The sequence below is a fragment of the Bacteroidota bacterium genome, from assembly GCA_016713925.1.
Taxonomy (GTDB): Bacteria; Bacteroidota; Bacteroidia; order AKYH767-A; family OLB10; genus JAJTFW01.
This window is the reverse complement of record JADJOH010000007.1, coordinates 191,673-210,955: the sequence shown is the minus strand read 5'-3', so window position 1 is coordinate 210,955 and position 19,283 is coordinate 191,673. Positions and strand designations below refer to the sequence as shown.

General features: G+C 41.2%; 11 protein-coding genes and 1 pseudogene. 4 read left to right on the top strand and 8 right to left on the bottom strand.

The annotated features are described in order from the left end of the window. Nucleotides 1-76 precede the first annotated feature (76 nt). From IPJ86_08940 to IPJ86_08925, 4 genes are all read right to left on the bottom strand, one after another. On the bottom strand, nucleotides 77-1,141 hold the full coding sequence (locus tag IPJ86_08940; protein MBK7887412.1) for a PorV/PorQ family protein: 1,065 nt from the start codon (nucleotides 1,139-1,141) through the stop codon (nucleotides 77-79). A 34-nt stretch (nucleotides 1,142-1,175) separates the two neighbouring features. Continuing rightward, complete coding sequence (locus IPJ86_08935) at nucleotides 1,176-5,108, bottom strand: hypothetical protein (protein ID MBK7887411.1); 3,933 nt, start codon at nucleotides 5,106-5,108, stop codon at nucleotides 1,176-1,178. 370 nt (nucleotides 5,109-5,478) lie between these two features. After that, nucleotides 5,479-8,496: a TonB-dependent receptor gene (locus tag IPJ86_08930; protein MBK7887410.1), complete on the bottom strand. Its 3,018-nt coding sequence runs from the start codon at nucleotides 8,494-8,496 to the stop codon at nucleotides 5,479-5,481. A 131-nt stretch (nucleotides 8,497-8,627) separates the two neighbouring features. Further along, entirely contained in the window at nucleotides 8,628-9,104 is a 477-nt protein-coding gene (locus IPJ86_08925; GenBank protein ID MBK7887409.1) for a hypothetical protein, read from the bottom strand. A 203-nt stretch (nucleotides 9,105-9,307) separates the two neighbouring features. Between IPJ86_08925 and smc the strand changes: the two genes are divergently transcribed. Continuing rightward, the gene (smc, locus tag IPJ86_08920; protein MBK7887408.1) at nucleotides 9,308-12,865 is read left to right on the top strand and encodes a chromosome segregation protein SMC; all 3,558 of its coding nucleotides are present in this window, start codon (nucleotides 9,308-9,310) and stop codon (nucleotides 12,863-12,865) included. Between the two features lie 2 nt (nucleotides 12,866-12,867). Here the strand turns inward: smc and IPJ86_08915 are convergent, their stop codons facing one another. Together IPJ86_08915 and IPJ86_08910 are read right to left on the bottom strand one after the other, a co-directional pair. Beyond that, complete coding sequence (locus IPJ86_08915) at nucleotides 12,868-13,170, bottom strand: hypothetical protein (GenBank protein MBK7887407.1); 303 nt, start codon at nucleotides 13,168-13,170, stop codon at nucleotides 12,868-12,870. A gap of 94 nt (nucleotides 13,171-13,264) precedes the next feature. After that, nucleotides 13,265-13,672, bottom strand: a complete 408-nt coding sequence (locus IPJ86_08910; protein MBK7887406.1) for a hypothetical protein — start codon at nucleotides 13,670-13,672, stop codon at nucleotides 13,265-13,267. Between the two features lie 74 nt (nucleotides 13,673-13,746). Between IPJ86_08910 and IPJ86_08905 the strand changes: the two genes are divergently transcribed. Continuing rightward, on the top strand, nucleotides 13,747-14,187 hold the full coding sequence (locus IPJ86_08905) for a hypothetical protein (protein MBK7887405.1): 441 nt from the start codon (nucleotides 13,747-13,749) through the stop codon (nucleotides 14,185-14,187). A gap of 163 nt (nucleotides 14,188-14,350) precedes the next feature. Here the strand turns inward: IPJ86_08905 and IPJ86_08900 are convergent, their stop codons facing one another. Continuing rightward, entirely contained in the window at nucleotides 14,351-15,670 is a 1,320-nt protein-coding gene (locus IPJ86_08900) for an adenosylhomocysteinase (GenBank protein MBK7887404.1), read from the bottom strand. A 166-nt stretch (nucleotides 15,671-15,836) separates the two neighbouring features. Here IPJ86_08900 and IPJ86_08895 point away from each other — a divergent pair, with 166 nt between their 5' ends. Then, nucleotides 15,837-16,406: a 4'-phosphopantetheinyl transferase superfamily protein gene (locus IPJ86_08895; protein ID MBK7887403.1), complete on the top strand. Its 570-nt coding sequence runs from the start codon at nucleotides 15,837-15,839 to the stop codon at nucleotides 16,404-16,406. Continuing rightward, a pseudogene (locus tag IPJ86_08890) lies at nucleotides 16,407-17,146 on the top strand (geranylgeranylglyceryl/heptaprenylglyceryl phosphate synthase). A gap of 80 nt (nucleotides 17,147-17,226) precedes the next feature. Here the strand turns inward: IPJ86_08890 and IPJ86_08885 are convergent. Then, on the bottom strand, nucleotides 17,227-19,179 hold the full coding sequence (locus IPJ86_08885) for a S9 family peptidase (protein ID MBK7887402.1): 1,953 nt from the start codon (nucleotides 19,177-19,179) through the stop codon (nucleotides 17,227-17,229). Nucleotides 19,180-19,283: the final 104 nt, after the last annotated feature.

The following is a 19,283-nucleotide window of genomic DNA, read 5'->3' as shown; positions in this document are numbered from 1 at the left end:
TTTCTTAGTTATAATAATAATGCGGAAGACCTCTCCCTGAACAGGAGAGGTCTTCCGGTTAATTTTCAAGAACGGATTAGAGATTAAATCGTGCACCGATGGTATGTGTACCATCAAATGTTTCGGTTGCACGGTAACCATAATCAATTCCGAATGTCTTTCCGGATTTTCCGAGGGGCACCATCACGCTCACGCCGGCACTTGGACCGATCAAAGCAGAAATCTCATCATCAACGATGGCATTTCTATCTTTCTTATCGAAAGTATAACCGGCACGCAGCATAAACAACTGACGGAATCCATATTCTACTCCGAGTCCGATCTGATCACGGATAAATGAATTCGCTGTGAATGATAAGGAAGGGGTAAGACGATGTTCTTCTTTCAATTTAATATCATAAGATACACCAATCGCCACCAATGAAGGCATTTCGAAACGCTCTGCGCGCTGTTGTTGAAGGACACTGATATTGCTGGAAGCATTATCATTTCTAAAAGAAAGACCTTCGCCATCAAACTTCATTGGAGTTCCTACATTACGAAGAGCAATCCCGAATTTCAGATCATCTTTTGCTTCGTTAAATCCGGTTACATACTGGATACCGGCATCAACCACGATTCCCTGAGATTTCACATCATTGATTGACTCAGAAATCATACGGACACTCAGTCCTCCGTAAATGCTATTGCTAAAACTCTTCGCATAGCTGAAAGCGATAGTAAGGAACTGAGGGGTAAACTTACCCAGTCCACCATCAGGTTGAGCTTCAGTAGTACGATCGATATCACCGAAATTCATAGAGGTAACTGCAAGACCAAGTGATCCTGACTCCCCTACTTTTTGTGCTAAACCAAAGGCTGAAATTTTGATATCAGAACCTTTCATCCAATCGGTTTGAGCGAAAGTAACTTCGGTGCCTTTATTATGCGCCATTCCGGCCACATTTAAACTTAAGGCTTCCACCCCGCTAACCAGAGCGATGTTACATCCACCCCAACCTGCCGTTCGGGCCCATGGGTTGATGAGCAGCTCATTCGCTCCGGCCTGACCTGCACGGTCTTCATTACCGGCGAAGGCAGGTGCTCCCGTCAATCCAAGAGCTACACTAACAATTGATATATAATTTAGAAGTTTTTTCATACGAATTCAGGGTTGTTATTTAACAATTAACTAATCAGAAAGAATCAAGATCTATAGGTCTCATAACTCCGAACCATTTTACCACTTTTTCACCAAGATAACCTGCATCCACATGAATAATGTAAACGCCGCTAGCCACGGTAATACCGGCAGTATTTTTCAGATCCCAATCCAGCGTTGTCGCCTGATTAAAGTCCTGACCTTCCACAACTGCAAGTCCATCCGACACATCACTCTGGAAATCTCGTTTAAACTGACGGATTAATGTTCCATTGATCGTATAAATTGATACAGTGCATTTGCTTGGCAGATTGGTTACGCGAACTCTATTATCCAACTGATCCTTACGCGTCTTTTCATACGACGAATAGGCATAATATGGATTTGGAACAACTCTAATCAGATCCAATGCTTCTTTAGCTGCTTCAGTTTGACCTGTGCTGGCCACTGATGATTGAGGAATTTCAAATTCATACAATGGATTTCCTCCATTCACCTGAGAGGTATTGCTGGAAGTAAATGTTCTGTAATTCTTCGCAACTCGTAATCGCACTTTCGCGTCAGTAGCTAACAGCGGATTTCCGCCAAGAGCCAATGGTAATGAAGTCCAGATACAATCTTTGAACACATTCCGTTGCGCAACCGCATTTAAGGTATTCAGTAATGAATCTACTCTCACACCGTTATCATAAATCGGAATATCAGTAGCGAGAACTCCATTTTTATTGAAGATGTAGATATAATGCATACCACCGAATGCTAATCTGCCATTTGCATCAGTACCGATGTTAGAGGTAGGATTCCAAATCATATCCTGGCTATTTTCTCCAACTAATGATGAATTCTCACCGAATGCAATATTCAATCGCTCTCCTGTTTCTACATTAATTGCATAACCCGGGAACCAACCCATTCCTGTTGCAGAAACGAAGTCTGCATCATTCGGATCAGTGGAAACTACACCATCACCTGCAACACCATTCTTATCCACGGAAGGAGATCTGCGTTTATCAAACTTTTTAGCAGCTCCGATGTTCGGCATAGTATCTTCACCTGTTTCAACCACAGAGCATCGTGTCCATTTATTTTTATCAGATGTAAATACCACATCCACACTTGCTAATGAAGTCCATTTTGACAATACATCCACGATAGAAGAATTCAACTTCGGTGCTCCAACAGCTGCACGTGCTACCATTTTGTATGGCGCCCATGTTCCTTCCAATACTCCTTCATAAATTGAATTGCGATCTAAAGGAATACCGGCGGAAGCCAAATCCGTTGATTCTGTTCCGGATAGAATCCAATCTTTGGTTGGTGAACCATCCAGATCAGCCACACCTGTTAACCAGGGTTTAGCCGGATTGGAGTAAGTCAAAGTAGCTTCAAGGAAACCATTTTCATCGGATCCATCACCGGGTTCCTGACCGGTGATTTTGAAAATATTGAAAGCGATTTTATTGTTCTCCAACAGTTGCTCATAAGGATTGTTCAATGTGAACAAACTGCTATCAATAAGGGTTCCTGCAGGATTATTTTCAATGAAGTATCTGGAATCATCTGCTACGCCATTGAATCGCACTCTGAAACCACCACCTTTCACTTTCAAAGGATCATAGATACTTACATCGATAGGACCCAGTCCTGCTTCATAAACAGGATTCACAGCTCTGTTATCTACACTTCCTAATATCTCTGCTACAGTTTCGCTGGTCAAATCCAATACATTACCACCATTGCCGGTTCCTTCAATACGTTTAATTTTAAATCCATCACCAAAAGAGGCATTCATTACAGTTCCACCGTTGTTTACAACAGGCTTATGCGGAATCGCTGAATAGATTTTAACATTTTTACGACCTTGAAGATAAGGTTCTGCCTGTGTTTGCACAGGATCCGGGGCAAATGCATTAAATGTTCTATAGTTATTACTTGCATAAGAAATTACCATGAAGTAGTATGGACTATAATTCGCCAAAGGCTTCAAAGTAAACTGATCCTGATTGATAATAAAATTATGAGTAATCCCTGCATTTATATCCTCGGTTTTCTGAGTTGGTATAAAGGCCTGCAGGTTATTATCAAAGGAATAATTCACCAATTTCGTAACGTCATCTTCCAAATCAATTTGTGCAAGCAATTTTGCCTTTGCAGGATCACTGATATCAGAGATAGAAACGTTTTCATCACTTACCTGATACACTTTGTACCCTTGAAACTTATAGCTTCTTTCTTCGATAGACAACGTATCATATACGATAGTAGAATCATTGATCTGATCCGCTATAACACCGGGTATATTTTTATCAAACTGTGAATACAACTCTACTTTATCATTTCTTGTATTTTCCAATGATAAAATAACCTGTTGATCCATTTCACGAATCGCTACTTCAGGAGCATCCGGACCATCCAAAACCTGGAAACAGTTATTAAATAATCGTTGGGCTAAATCGTCAGAGCGTTTGATCACTTCAACGGAAGCTAAAGGACCACCTGCTGTTGCACGACCCCAAACTACCCCTGTTGTAATGTAGTTAACAGCTCCCGGCTGTAAGGTAAAAATACCGGCAGATTGTAACCAACGCATATCAGTAGGTTGAATTCCTGCAGTTACCATTGTCCATGGTGTGGAGAATTTAGGGTCTGTAGTTCCGGGGAACATGTACTCGCAAGGTGTTGTAGTAGCACCGGGTCCTATTCCTTTTCCATTTCCGCCGTAAGTAATCGGCGCACCATCCAACCAGCTTCCGCTGAGGTATTCATAATAATCATCCGTTACTGCCGGATTACCATTCGGAACGCTGTTTACGTTTTCATAATAGACAAAACGAGACATAGTAATTTGCTCACCGGGCTCATCCACGCGACCATCTTTATTGTTATCGACACCATCATTCAAATCTGCTAAAGGTCCCTGGAAGAAATCAATACCGACTGCAGGAGGATTTAATCCATAACCACCACCACCATCATCATCCGGGTCACCATTGTAGCAATAACCTAATCCCAATCCCACATCACAACCCACATAGTCATCTGATGCATTCCCGAGATCCGGGTCACACCATACTCCAAAATAGGTTGAATCCAATTCATTACTGGATCTATTGATGACCTGGTATTTATAAAAGGTCATGAAATTCACATCATTTGTGGTATTGAATGCAAATGCCTGTGCTCTGATCTCTAAACCGATAGGATTACTATTCGTTTCCGTTTTACTGTTACCTACGTCATTAAATACCCACCAGATAGACTCATCACCGAAGATGTAATCATTACATACTGTTTCATTGGTATTCGGATCAGTAGGATAATCACCATCTAATTTGAAATAGGGATAATCACCGTCTTCATGATTATAAGTACCATCATTATTGGCATCAAAATAAGGAGCCAAAAATGGAAGTTCTCCATTAGCCACATTACCATTTCCCGGCCATGATTCAATATCCGGTGTAGTTACTCCATTGGCAAGGAAGTTCTCTACATCTTCTCTTTTGATAGTCCAGAACTTATCAAACTCCAGACATCGTGCATCTGTAATGCTGATGGCACCGGTACCGTTATCTCTGGATATTGGACCTCCCCAGAAATCATTAGCACCTTGCTGACGATAGGTTTGAGCTGCAACGAGCAACTGATTACTTTGATCAAAACCTCCGATCCACAATGCGCCTGAGTAAAGGGCGTTTTTATTAGAACCGATAGGCACTTCATAATAGGGGGTTTGTCCGAATGGATCCCACCATAAGTCTCCACCTACCAGTACACGGGCACGGACCTGATTCACATCCAGGTCAATCTGAGCTTGAGTAACAGGACAGGCTGCGGCAGTTTTTGCTCCGGTATTGGGTACTGAAGCCAAACGATTTGCACCCACGTTCATCTTAGCAAACGTAGCTGCTGATCCCGCTAACATAAGCACAAGGCTTAGCGTGATCTTATATCGAAATATTTTCATAGCGTTTTTTTACGAGTTTGTAGTGGTTCAGATTAGAAGTCAAAACGAAGACCAAGTCTTGTTCTGCGTGGTAAACTGTAGTTATCAGGATTCTGAATGCGAATGTTATATTGATCAACAAATGCCTGTGGATCTGTTTGAGCGCTTGCGAGCTGCTGTCCGTCAGGTGAATTAATAAATCCATCATCCTGCGCATTTCCTGTTGCACGGTAAACACCGGTAACATTTTGTGTATTCAGCACATTCTGCACCCATAAGTATACGTTCAATGTCGCTTTCTTCTTTTCGCTCAGTTTCAGATTGAAGTCCTTTTCAATTCGTGCATCAATTCTGAACTGCCATGGTGTACGTGCGCCGTTGATCACCCCTTCTACAACACGCTGACCATTATCCTGCCAGCCGATTGCTGCTCCCTCACGGGTGGCACGTGCCTGACGGGTATATGGTGTTCCGGAATTCGTACGGAATACCAGATTCGCTCCTGTATTCTGAAGGAAGGGCTTACCCCATAACATCGGACCATTATATTCGTAAATGCAGAACTCTTACTCACTACCTGCTTAAATCCAACCTCATAATCAGTAGTCCGCTCAGGTAATAAACCGGCATTATTGATCAATCCATCAGGATTACGGATCAATGAAAGATATTCCATCGGATCATTTCTGAGATTTGAAGTAGGACGTTGCGTCAATACATCATAATGAGCAAAGAACTGCGCCTGATCAGTAATGGAGAAACTAAATGCAACACGAGGCATTACGACGATTTGAGGTTCGTAATCCTTAAAAACAGCATCTACGTTCCAATCTTCTCCTGCAACAGTTCCGGCACCATCTTTTTTAGCAGGAAGGATAAGACCGGAAGAAGATTTCTGGGCAATCAAATCAGGGTTACTTACAATTTGTCCTGTTGCGTCATACCATACATCACCATCACGATAACCGATTACTGAAGTTAAATCATTTGCATTAGCGATATAAGGAATAAAGTCATTTCCGATATTATCCGGTTTTCCTGCAATGGCTACAGGGAAGTCTCCTACATTATAGGCATCTAACAAAAGATAACGATCCTTCAATTGCTTTTGATTCGCATCGAAACGATCCACACGTAAACCAATATTGAAGTTCAGGTTATCGATGGCGAAGTTATCCTGAATATAAGCGGCCAGATAAGTTGGACGGAAAGCATCAATTTCACGGGTATATACACCGTTTACTTTCTTGGTGAAGAAATCTTTAAAGGTGGTAGTACCGGTGAACTTATCTCCTTTATAATCGAAACCGTAATATCCACCAACTACATTGTTGAGGATAAGTTCATCAGCAGTAAACATACCGATGTCAAGCTGTTCCGGGCTAAGTGCATCGAAATCCACGTATTGATTGTTGGCAACACCAAGTCCGCTACGTAAATTTTCATAGAAACCGTTAACGATATTACCGTCTCCATCCACAACAGGAACATAACCGGTTCCATAGTCATTTCTTACAGTTCCATCCACGAAGTTCGTATCAGAACTGATCAGATTACTTTGGTCAACGAGCAACAATTTATTCAGGTCATTGGCGAATAAACGACCCAGAGTCCATAATCCACGAGGTCCAAGGCTGTAAGCACGATCGATACGTTGTTCAAATTCAAAACCAACCTGAATAGCATGCTTTTTGATATCAGCATTACCACTCAAGGTGAAACGGTACTGATCATTATCGAAATTCTGATATAAATTTCTTCCATTACCCATTGCTTCCCAAATAGCCATCACACTGGCCACACCATCACCGTTACGTATTCCACCGGGACCACGAATAGTATTAATATTATTAAAGGTAGAAGAACCGGTAGCAGATTGAAGGAAATCATAAGCCGAGATATTATAAGCCTCACTTAATGGATTTACACCAACCGGCTCATAACTGAAATTATCGAGATAAATAGGTGTTTCAACCAGGAATCCTGGGGAATCGATACTGGTAGGTACAAAACTTTTTACACGGGCATTTGGAAAACGTCCAAACCATCCATAGCGCCAAAAATCATCCTTATGATCAGGGTCCTGATTCAATTGCTGATTTTTATTGTATTCTGCCTGGAAAGAGAAGTATACATTTCTAAATGCTGAAGAAGAATTTGCTCCCTCTTCAGACTTATAAGTAGAGGCAATTCGCTGCGTAATACGAGCAAAAATCCGATAATCCGTATCCTTAATATTTGGATTTTCCTCTGAGTTATAAGCCACCCTGTTAATAGCATAACTGGTACGGTCATTCACGTTAAAGGAACCTCCTAATGTAAAGGTAGTATTATCCACCGGTTGGAAATCAAGTTTAGCTGTGAAACGATAGCCCAACTGATCCACATTATCCTTATTATCTACTTTGTCAAAATCATCTTTCGTATAAAATGCTGCTGCATTATCGAAACCGAAACCATTCGCAGTTTGATAGGGGCGAATCGGATTTTGCTTCATATCATTATATACAGCATCTTTCAACCGATACATTCCGATCGCAGAGGGATCAGGATCTTTATCTAACTGAAGTTCACCACTTATAAAGAATCCGAGAACCGACTTCGTAGCACCATTCTCCAGCTTCTTCTTTAATATGGGACCGGATAAATTACCTGAAACCAGATTATATCCAAATTGATCCAACACTTCTGAAGTTACTACTTCTATACCACCGGAGAAATCCTTAGATGGACCCCTGGTGGTAATACTGATGATACCACCCGTTGCATCACCATATTGTGCTGGCGTACCTCCAACAATAGTGGTTACCTGCTCTACACCGGCTTGAGGAAGATTAGTACTTCCTCTTATACGAATACCATCTACATAGTAATCGGTAGCTTCACTTCTCGATCCACGAACGTTAACTCCGTCACCGTCATCTTTTTGAAAGACCCCGGCAGCCTGTGATGCCACCGAACGCACATCCCGGGTTGGAGCGGCTTCAATTTCCTCACGGGTAAGAGTTGCACCTACTGAAGTATTACCTTTATCAATCAAAGGCACTTTGTAGGCAATAATTTCTACCTCTTTGGTTTCCGTCACTTTCTTACCGACTGAAAGATCCTGGAAGGTAATCTTGTCATTTGAAACCAGTACTCCGGTAATCACCAGATCGGTATAACCAACATACGTTACTTTGAGGGTGTAACTTCCCGGTTGCAGTGGTTTGATGGTGTATTCTCCTTCAAAATCCGACTGGGAACCACCAACTTGGGTTCCATTCATTTCTGCAACTACCGAGGCAAATGGTAATGGTTCCTTGGTAGCTTTGTCCAGAATTTTACCTCTGATAGCACCGGTTTGCGCTAGAGCGCCGGCAGTAGTCAGAAATAAAAGCACTAGTGTTAAGTAGACATTCCTTATCATAGGGTTTAGTTTGTAGCTTAATCAGTGTTAATGTTAGGTTAATTATTAGGGTGGGGTTAAAAATAGAAACAATTGATTTGAATTTCAAAATCCGCTTTCAAATGGTTCCAAGTTTTCAACATTATTTTTTTTCACCGGAAATGCTGGTGTTTTAATAACTCATTGATTACCACTGCCCGCTTCCAGTTAAAAGTTCCATTCCGGATTTCTTCTGAGATATCGGAACCTATTGAATTTCTGTGCTCTTCGTGATGGTCAAGAATTTGAACTTCCTGCATTACAGTCTCTTCACTAAATAATGGCTTTCTTTTTGAAAAATAGTTCTCGTAATTAACAACTTTTCCATCCCCTTCACTTTTTTTGATGGATTGGGGCACATTTCTACTCATATTTGGTTGTCGAACCTGCTTTTGCCTTGGGAGATTTACCACCGGCCTTTGCACCGGCCCCCTGTTTTCGTTCGGAACAATAACCGGACCCTCAGCCCGTTTGTTAGTTTCCCTGGATTTCTTGTTTGCTTCAAGAAATGTTGAAAGGAGCCAGATGATTCCGATCGCAACATAAAAGAGAGTCTTTATTTCCATGGGCTCAAAATAAACACTTTTCAACACAAGTATTGTCATGCTGGTATCAGAAGGTCCTGTTTTTTACATTTGCATTGCGTAAATACTGAAATTTCAACGAAAATCCGGAAACTTCCACTTGAAGGTGAAGGATCTCTCTTTGTATTCCATGCGCATTAAACCATGAATAAGCAGGTTTCCGAGGTATGCACGGGAAACTTTCTTTTCTTAATCTGAGATAAAGTAAGATGAGATTAAAGTCACTTGAAATTAAAGGATTTAAAAGCTTTGGCGACAAAGTAATTATTCACTTCGATGAGGGAGTCACCGCCATTGTAGGTCCAAATGGCTCCGGAAAATCAAATGTTGTAGATGCGATGCGCTGGGTATTGGGGGAGCAGAAAACGCGGCTGCTCCGAAGTGAAAAGATGGAGAATATCATCTTTAACGGGACGAAGCAACGTAAGCCGTCAAATCTGGCAGAGGTAAGTCTGACATTTGAAAATAATAAAGGCATTCTTCCTACAGAATATACCAATGTATCTATTACACGCAGACTCTATCGTTCGGGTGAATCGGAGTACTTATTGAATGGGCTTACCTGCCGACTAAAAGATATTAACGATCTTTTTCTTGATACAGGTATCGGACCTGACTCTTATGCTATCATAGAGCTAAATATGGTAGATGATATTTTAAAAGACAGGAACAATACCATCAAAACATTGCTGGAAGAAGCTGCCGGTATTTCCAAATATAAAATAAGGAAGCGACAAACTTTTCAAAAGCTGGAAGAAACGGATGGAGATCTGAACCGGGTGAACGACCTTCTTTTTGAAATAGAAAAAAGTTTGAAGCAACTGGAGTCTCAAGCCAAGAAGACGGATCGCTATTACCGAATCAGAGAAGAATACCGAACCATAAGTACTCAACTTGCTCTATATAGCATAAGACATCAAAGCGGTGCACTTATCGATTTTCAGAAAAAGGAACAAGAGCAACTGACTATGAAAGGGGCCTTGCAGGAGGAGTTGGAAAAACTGGAACTATCGCTTCAAAATTCAAAGACGACGGCTTCCGATAAAGAAAAACATTTTCAGGCCGTTCAAAAAGCACTGAATGAAAAGCTTATTGAAATAACACGATTTGAGAACGAAGAGAAAAACAGAAATGAGCGGCTGAACTTCCTTGTTGAAAAACAAAAGCAATTGCAATTGCAAACGGAGCAGGATGATAAATCCCTTGTAGAAATTCAGAACAACCTGCTTGAACTCCAGGATGAAAAAATCCGCGAAGAAGAACATCTGCGTCAGCTGGAAGACACCGTTAGTAAACTCAAAGCGGAATCCGAACAAAGTAAATCTGCCTATGAAGCTTCACAGGTTAGTATTCGTGAACTCAATCAACAGACGTATCAGTTACGAACCATGATCAATGAGTTCGAAACAAAACAGGCGGTGAAACAATCGCGTTTTCAATCCATAAAAGATGAAGTAAAAAGACATCAGGATCAGCAAGCAGAACATGCAGAGAAATTAATAAACTTAGAGCAGGAAATTGCAGCCATACAGCCGGATAAAGAAAAAGCGGATCAGGAATTAAAACGCCTGAAACAATTGCGCCTTGAGTTGGACGAGAATTTAAAACTCTCCGAAACGAGGTTGAAAGAACTCAATCAGGTCTTGCAAGCAGAATCAAGAAAACTTGATGCCCGACATAACGAATATCAATTAACGAAAAATTTGCTGGAGCAGATGGAAGGTTATCCTGAATCCATTCGCTATTTAAAGAAAAACCATCAGCGTTTTAAAGAAGCACCCTTGCTGAGTGAAATCATTGTTTGTGAGGAACCCTTTAAATTAGCAATAGAAAATTTCCTGGATCCTTACCTGAATCATTTTGTGGTGGACACTATGGCGGAAGCCTGGGCGGCATTACAAACGCTGAATGAATCCGCAAAAGGAAGAGCGCACTTCTTTGTATTAGAAACACTTCAACATTTTAAATCCGGATCAGTAGCTTCTCTGGAAGGATGCACTCCCGCGATGAATGCCATCGAGCGAAATCATAAATACGATGGGCTTTTTCATTTCCTTCTCGGACATGTGCAAGTGTTGGATAAAGATCGTTCACTGCAGGATTATCCCTTCGAAGGGGATCAATCTGTTGTTATTATTTCACAGAGCGGACATTTCCTGCGTCAGAAATATGCTGTCGGGGGCGGATCAGTCGGTTTGTTTGATGGAAAACGCACAGGGAAGTTTCGAAATCTGGAGAAACTCGCGGAAGAACTGAAACAGCAGGAACTCATTATTGAACAATACCGTGATCAGGTGAAACATGCTGAACAGGAATTGGCTGATATCAAACACAACACACAAGAGACTCAACAGCAAATTAACCGACAGGAAAATGACTTTATCCGTTTAAACGGACAGGTAAATACCTTGCAGAGTAACCGTGATTTCTTGTCGAATAATTTAGAGCAATCAAGGAAAAACAGTGAACGATTGGATGAGGAAGCCGGCGCCATAGAAAAATTATTACTGGAAGAACAATCAAATCCTGAATTGAGTCCTACCCTGCTGCGCGAACGATTAGAAAAACTCGTACAGCAATTGAATTTACAGCAAGACCTCACCCAAACTTTGCAAAGAGAATCCGGTGAAAAATCGCAGCTTTTCAATCAGCAAAATATTGTGTTGTTACAACAGCAGAACCGCATTCAAAATATCATTCGTGATATTGGCTACAAGACAAATCAGGCCCAATCACTTCGTAAAAACAAGGAGCAATATGCAGTTGATCTTGATACTGTAAAATCCCAGACGGACCAACTCATCGGAGGACTTGAAAACAACAGCGAAGCCTTTAAGCTCATGCTCGAAGAAAAAGTATCTTTTGAAACCGCCTATAAAGAAACCGAAACAGAATATACACAATCACGTAGTGCTATTGAAGCGGAAGAAAAAAAGCTGCATGAATTAAGGAGACAAAAAGAACAGGCAGATAATGGTTTGCAGCAAGTCCACGATGAACTGAATGAATTGAAGTTGCAGATGCATACGCTGAAGGAAAGGTTGAACATTGAATTCAACATCGATATACAGGATTTATCCGATCAGGAACCCGACCCTGAATTTAACGAAGAGGAGATGCGACCAAGAGCCGAACAATTACGAAAACGCGTAAATGAGTTTGGGCCTATCAATCCTATGGCATTAGAGCAATACAAGGAAATTAAGGAACGCTATGATTTTATCATCAATGAAAAAACGGATCTCCTCAACGCGAAAGAAGCCTTGTTAAAAACGATCAATGAGATTGATGAAACCGCCAAGACGGTATTTATGGAAGCCTTTACACAAGTACGTGCTAATTTTATCAGAGTATTCCGTTCTCTATTCACCGATGATGACAATTGCGATCTGATCCTTTCAGAGTCCTCCAATCCGCTGGAAACCGACATTCAAATTATCGCACAACCGAAAGGCAAAAAACCATTGAGTATTCACCAGCTATCCGGAGGAGAAAAAACACTAACGGCAACGGCTTTGTTATTTGGTATCTATCTCTTGAAACCGGCCCCCTTCTGTATCTTCGATGAGGTAGATGCTCCGTTGGATGACAACAACATTGAAAAGTTCAACAACATCATCAAGACCTTCAGCCACGAATCACAGTTTATTATCATCACGCATAATAAGAAGACGATGGCTGCAACGGATATCATGTATGGTATCACTATGGCGGAACCGGGAGTAACTACTGTAGTTCCTGTTGATATGCGGGCATACGCTGATTAGCACTAACGATTCTCAGGTCGCTTACGTGGAAAAATACGTTGCCAGAAATTCGGGCGGCGATCGAAAGAATCAACATGCTTATACTTACGCTTATTTTTCTTCCAACGCTTCTTCACATCCTTCGACTGCAATTTCAAATGACGCTTGCGACCGATTTCATCAGCCTTCATTTGCTTTTTTATTTGCTCCTGCTTTGCCTTTTCGGCTTGCTTTTGCTTCTTACGGGCACTGCCATCAGATTGCGCTGTGGCAAAGGCGACAGGCAATATCAAAACGAATAATAAGATCCGAAGGAAGCTTTTCATCTTTATATAACGCAAACATACACAGAAACGATACTTGCATTAAATAAAAAACCCTGTCTTTCTAACAGGGTTTTAAAGAATATTTGAGAAAACCTTAACGTGGTTGAGGAGCATCAGGTGCTCTGAACTTTACAGCGTGTTGCTGATCGTTAAAGGTATAGCTAATACTATAGAGATAAAGTGGATAATCCCGGGGTGGAACTACTGTAAAAGCACCATTATTAATTCTTACGTCTTTTTCGAAATGCTGTTTGGTCGTTTCTATAGCAACAATCGTAATATCTGCCATTTCAGGCATTACTTTCAACGATTCTCCGTTCATATCACAAGGATAAAAATTAACTTTGCTACCATCATCAACAATTTCGAAATAGACTTGTTGCTCACCACCAACGATATATCCACCACGCTTGCCTTTGACAAGTTTATCGGATTGGGCCATTAATCCAATTGGTAAGATCATCACAAGAGAGAAGATCAGAGAGAATAGTTGCTTTTTCATGTTTTGGAGTTTCAATTAACGATCAAATATATGTATATTTCATTCAAAAATACAAATAATAATTAAAAAGAATCATGAAGAATTCCGTGAATATGTTTCCGCTATGGGTGATAAGTCTATTCCTTTTCCTCAGTTCAACCGCCTGCAAAAAGAACAATGACAGGGTTCCTACCGTTGCAGTGGATGAATACCTGAACCTCAACTTACCTGAATACTTCAATTTAAACGCTATAAACAACTGGGTTTATTATAATTATGCCGGAAACAAGGGAATAATTGTTGTTCGGAAATCCAATACGGAATTTGCTGCTTATGAGCGCACCTGCACCTTCGACCCCAATGTTTCAGCTTCCATTGTGGAAGGAATCACCAATGACATTTTTGCTATTGACTCTATATGTGGCAGTAAATTCAGTTTGCTGGATGGATCAATTGTCAATGGTCCTGCCGGCCAGCCTTTATTACAATACAGGACTCAGCTCTTAAGTAACAATATACTCCATATTTACAATTGAGGTAATATACTTAATTTCAAACACTTATATCAATTCTATATCTTTTTTATATCAATTTTATATCTTTTTCATATAAATTTCTAAAGACGCGAATTGAACCAGCAAGGCGAAAAAAAAAGGCCGTTTTTCAACGACCTTTTTTTCACTGTATAGGGTTTTGTAATTAATAGCGATAGGTATCCAGTTTATAAGGGCCCTGTACTTTCACGCCAATATAATCCGCTTGCTTTTCAGAAAGAATGTCGATATCAACACCAATCTTTGAAAGGTGTAAACGCGCAACCTTTTCATCGAGATGTTTCGGCAGGGTGTATACTTTATTCTCATATGCACCGGTATTCGTCCAGAGTTCTAACTGAGCCAATGTTTGATTGGTAAATGAATTGGACATTACAAAACTAGGGTGACCCATTGCACAACCCAGATTTACCAAACGACCTTCCGCCAGAATAATGATATCTTTTCCATCGATAGTATACTTATCTACCTGAGGCTTAATGGTTTCTTTGGTGTGACCATAATTGGTATTCAACCAGGCCATATCAATTTCATTATCGAAGTGACCGATATTACAAACCACAGCATTGTGTTTCATAGCACGGAAATGTTCTTCAGTGATGATATTATAATTCCCGGTAGCTGTAACGATGATATCCGCTTCTTTCACGGCATTCAGCATTTTCTTTACTTCATAGCCTTCCATAGCCGCCTGCAACGCGCAAATCGGGTCAATTTCAGTAACTATAGTACGAACTTTAGCATCCTTCAATGACTCTGCAGAACCTTTACCTACATCACCAAAACCGGCGACAACAGCCACTTTTCCGGCAAGCATTAAATCGGTTGCACGACGCAATGCATCAACCAGTGATTCACGGCAACCGTACTTATTATCAAATTTAGATTTTGTTACAGAGTCGTTGATATTTATAGCAGGCATTGGCAGCGTGCCATTCTTCATACGCTCATACAAGCGGTGAACACCTGTAGTGGTCTCTTCGGACAGACCTTTGATTCCGGAAATTAACTCAGGAAATTTATCCAACACCATATTGGTGAGATCACCACCATCATCAAGAATCATATTCAAAGGCTTCTTGTCTTCACCAAAGAACAATGTTTGCTCAATGCACCAGTCAAATTCTTCAGCATTCATCCCTTTCCAGGCATAAACCGAAATACCGGCAGCAGCAATGGCCGCAGCAGCGTGATCCTGCGTTGAAAAAATATTACAAGAAGACCAGGTCACTTCCGCGCCCAGTTCCACTAACGTTTCAATAAGAACAGCAGTTTGGATAGTCATGTGGAGACAACCCGCGATTCGTGCACCTTTCAACGGCTTTTGCTTTCCGTATTCCGTACGGAGTGACATTAAACCCGGCATTTCATCTTCGGCAAGTCTGATTTCCTTACGACCCCATTCGGCTAAGGACATGTCCTTTACCTTAAATTTTACATACTGCGCTGTTTGCGTTTTCATCATTTTTAGAAATTTTGTGCAAAGGTACGTTTCTCTCGTCAGGAAACAATACCTTGCGGTTCTATAATTGTTAATATAAATGCCCCTGAGTTTTAATCAACTTATGCCTTCCGGAGCACATATCTGGATTTGGCACCTCACTGAAACGAAGGAAGCCTTAGAAAAGTTTGTGCGAAAAGAAGATTTTAATGAAATTTTGATTCGCTATAAACATCCCCAGCGGCAGCTTCAAAAAATGGCCATCTCCATACTCACCCAACAGCTAGGCGATGGACATATAATTGATATTCAATATGATGAACTGGGAAAGCCAGCACCAAAGGATTTTCCGGGATTTATTTCTATCTCCCATACCACGAAATATGCAGGACTTCTGTACCATCCTTTGCACCCCTGCGGACTTGATTTGGAAGAAATTAGTCAACGGTTGCTTAAGGTGGCTCCGAGATTTATTAATGAGATCGAAAAGAAGTGGTTAGATACAAAAAATCCTTTAAACGACATCGGCCTCATCTGGAGTGTCAAGGAAGCTCTATTCAAAAACATAGGTGGTGGCGGAATCCTATTTAAGGAACAATTGGAAGTGAATAAACCTTCATTTATTGATGATGTTAGTGGAAGGGGATGGGCAACCTATAAAAAGGATAATCTGCTGAGGACATTTGAATATCGGTTCATTAATTTGGAGGATGTGCTGCTAGTTCATACTATTGCAATTGAAAGCGAGAGAAACATTTAGATGATGATTTACCAACAGATTCAGGAGGCGATGAATAACGGACGACGTTTGTTGTCGGTCCTTGTTGATCCCGACAAAGTGGGAGAAGCCCATCTGAACAGGATTTGCAAAAATGCGACGGAGGCGGCTGTCGATTTCTTTTTGTAGGTGGAAGTCTCATCACACAAGGAGATATTGCCCGAACTATTGCATCGCTTAAAAAGAGGTGTGATATTCCCATTGTCATCTTTCCAGGGAATCATCAGCAGGTAGATGAACATGCCGACGCGATTCTTTTGCTTAGTCTGATTTCCGGCCGCAACCCTGATCTCCTCATCGGCCAGCATGTTCTTGCAGCCAAACGACTGAAAGCCGCCGAAATTGAGATTCTCCCTACAGGTTATTTACTCATCGATGGCGGAAACATGACCACTGTTCAATATGTAAGCGGTGTAGCTCCTATTCCGGTTGATCAGCCCGACATTGCTGCGACCACCGCTTTAGCCGGAGAACAAATGGGCATGAAATTGATTTTCGCAGAAGCCGGATCCGGTGCCAAACACCCTGTGCCTGTCGAAATGATCAAAGCCATCAAACGAGAAATCAATATCCCATTGATTGTAGGTGGCGGCATTCGCACGTCCGAAAAAGCAGAAGAAATCTACAGGGCCGGAGCGGATATTGTTGTTGTGGGGAATCAATTTGAATCCCATCCTGATCTCATTCACGAAATTGCAGCTACACGCAATAAAGTGAGTTGAGAAAATACCTGCGTCAATTTTCCTGGTTTCGACATTTACTTTTAACCCGGAAGAACTAACGCTATGCCACTAAGGTAATACTACTCCTGATTCAGCAGATATTTCTTCACAAATAAAATCGTCGAATAAAACTGGTAGTCACTATTCGTCTTTTTCCTGAATCCATGTCCTTCATCTTTGGCCTCGAGATACCAGACCGGTATATTATTTTTCTTTAACGCCTCTGCCATTTGCACAGCCTCTGTCCGGGGAACACGCGGATCATTTCCGCCCTGTACAATGAACATAGGGATTTTAATTTTTGTCACATTGGTCAGAGGAGAAATTTTTTCGAGGAAGGCATACATCTCCGGATTTTGTTCATCACCGTATTCTACACGTCGTAGATCGCGGCGATAGCTTTCCGTATTTTTTAAGAACGTATTGAAATTGGAGATACCCACGATATCATTGGAACATTTAAGGCGATCGCTGAAATGCACTGCACAGGCAAGGGCCATATATCCACCGTAACTTCCACCCATAGTCATCACACGTGAAGCATCAAGGTCAGGTTGCACCGCTATCCAATCGAGTAAGGCACCGATATCTTTTACTGAATTTTCGCGCAGGTAACCGTTATCCAATTTTACGAATGACTTTCCATAACCGGTACTTCCACGCACATTCGGAAAGATGATCGAAACACCAAGTTCATTGAGAAAATAATTATTACGTCCGAGAAAATTAGGTAAAGACTGTCCTTCCGGCCCACCGTGAATCATAATAATGACGGGTCGCTTTCCTGTAAATTTAGTCGCTGCCTTATAATAAAATCCGGAGATTTCCTGTCCGTCAAAACTCTTCCATTTAACAAGCTTTGCATCATTAAGCTGTGATGCCACCAAACCGCCCAATTCACTTTCTGTCCAACGTTCAAATTTTCTTGACTTCAGATTAAACACATAAATATCACCTGAAGAAGTTGCATTGGAATAATTGAAAACAACATCCTCTCCGTTATTGTGAAAGGCAAATCCACCAATCAATCCATCGGAAATTTCCTTCATCAATTCATAGGTATCGGTAAGAGTATTTAACAAGTACACTTTCGATAAGCCGGCTTCATTGGTACTGAAAATCATTTTGGTTCCATCTTTAGAGAGATCATAGTTAGAGATTTCCCAGGGAATGGCTTTAGTAATTGCTTTTATCTTGCCTGTGGCAATATCCATTTTCGCCAGGTATTCGAATTCATTATCCATGTCGGTGGTGAGATAAATACTCTTTCCGTCGGGTAGGTAAACTGCTCCGCCAAAAACAGCCTGATCCTTTGTTTCAGGAGATAATCTCTTTTGCGTTCCTGTTTTCAAATCGATCAACCATAGACGACTTTCATTCACAGAGATTCCTTCACCAATGATGACGCTATTATCATCAGGTGCCCAGTCATTCATTCCGAAACCTCCACCCTTTGCTTCAAAAATTAATTTTTCCGTTGAAGGATTTAAGGGATCCATCATATAAATATCACGATCGGCACCATTTCTTTTTGTGGAAGCATAGGCGACACGATCCCCTTTTGTATTCCAAACAATGCCACCATTCTGAGAACGTTTTCCATCGGTAAGCAAGGTGATATTACCATCACCCATATCGTACCGATACAACTGTGCGAATTCATTTCCACCGGCATCGCGGGAAAACAGAAAATACTTTCCTTGATTCGGTTCGAAGGTTGCATTTCCAACGGGCTCATCAAAAAAAGTGATTTGCGTTCGTGCACCCAAAGGCATTTTTAGATGATGCAACTGGCTGGTATTCCCAAAACGGGTTGACATGAGCATCTCTCGTTTAACAGGATGCCAATCGGCAAAACCTGCTCCACGGACATTGGTATAACGATTCAATTCTGACACCAATGAAAGTGGAACCGGAGCTACACCATCTACAATAAGATTATCCCCTGCTTGTAAGATTTGTGTTTGCGGGGTTTGAGCATAAACAATGACGGCAAATAAAAGTGCCGGAGCGGACAATAGAAATTTTTTCATGGATGAGATTTATACTGCGAGTTTAAGCAAAAACACAATAGCTCCGGAAAAAAATCGACATTTCTTATTATTCTACCGACCAACTTAAAAACTTACACAGTACT

Excerpts from the sequence above, each read along its gene's own strand:
- IPJ86_08905 (MBK7887405.1), top strand. The coding sequence starts at position 13,747 with ATGAAGAATTCCGTGAATATGTTTCCGCTATGGGTGATAAGTCTATTC.
- smc (MBK7887408.1), top strand. The coding sequence starts at position 9,308 with ATGAGATTAAAGTCACTTGAAATTAAAGGATTTAAAAGCTTTGGCGAC.
- IPJ86_08910 (MBK7887406.1), bottom strand. The coding sequence starts at position 13,672 with ATGAAAAAGCAACTATTCTCTCTGATCTTCTCTCTTGTGATGATCTTA.
- IPJ86_08915 (MBK7887407.1), bottom strand. The coding sequence starts at position 13,170 with ATGAAAAGCTTCCTTCGGATCTTATTATTCGTTTTGATATTGCCTGTC.
- IPJ86_08885 (MBK7887402.1), bottom strand. The coding sequence starts at position 19,179 with ATGAAAAAATTTCTATTGTCCGCTCCGGCACTTTTATTTGCCGTCATT.
- IPJ86_08930 (MBK7887410.1), bottom strand. The coding sequence starts at position 8,496 with ATGATAAGGAATGTCTACTTAACACTAGTGCTTTTATTTCTGACTACT.
- IPJ86_08900 (MBK7887404.1), bottom strand. The coding sequence starts at position 15,670 with ATGATGAAAACGCAAACAGCGCAGTATGTAAAATTTAAGGTAAAGGAC.
- IPJ86_08935 (MBK7887411.1), bottom strand. The coding sequence starts at position 5,108 with ATGAAAATATTTCGATATAAGATCACGCTAAGCCTTGTGCTTATGTTA.
- IPJ86_08940 (MBK7887412.1), bottom strand. The coding sequence starts at position 1,141 with ATGAAAAAACTTCTAAATTATATATCAATTGTTAGTGTAGCTCTTGGA.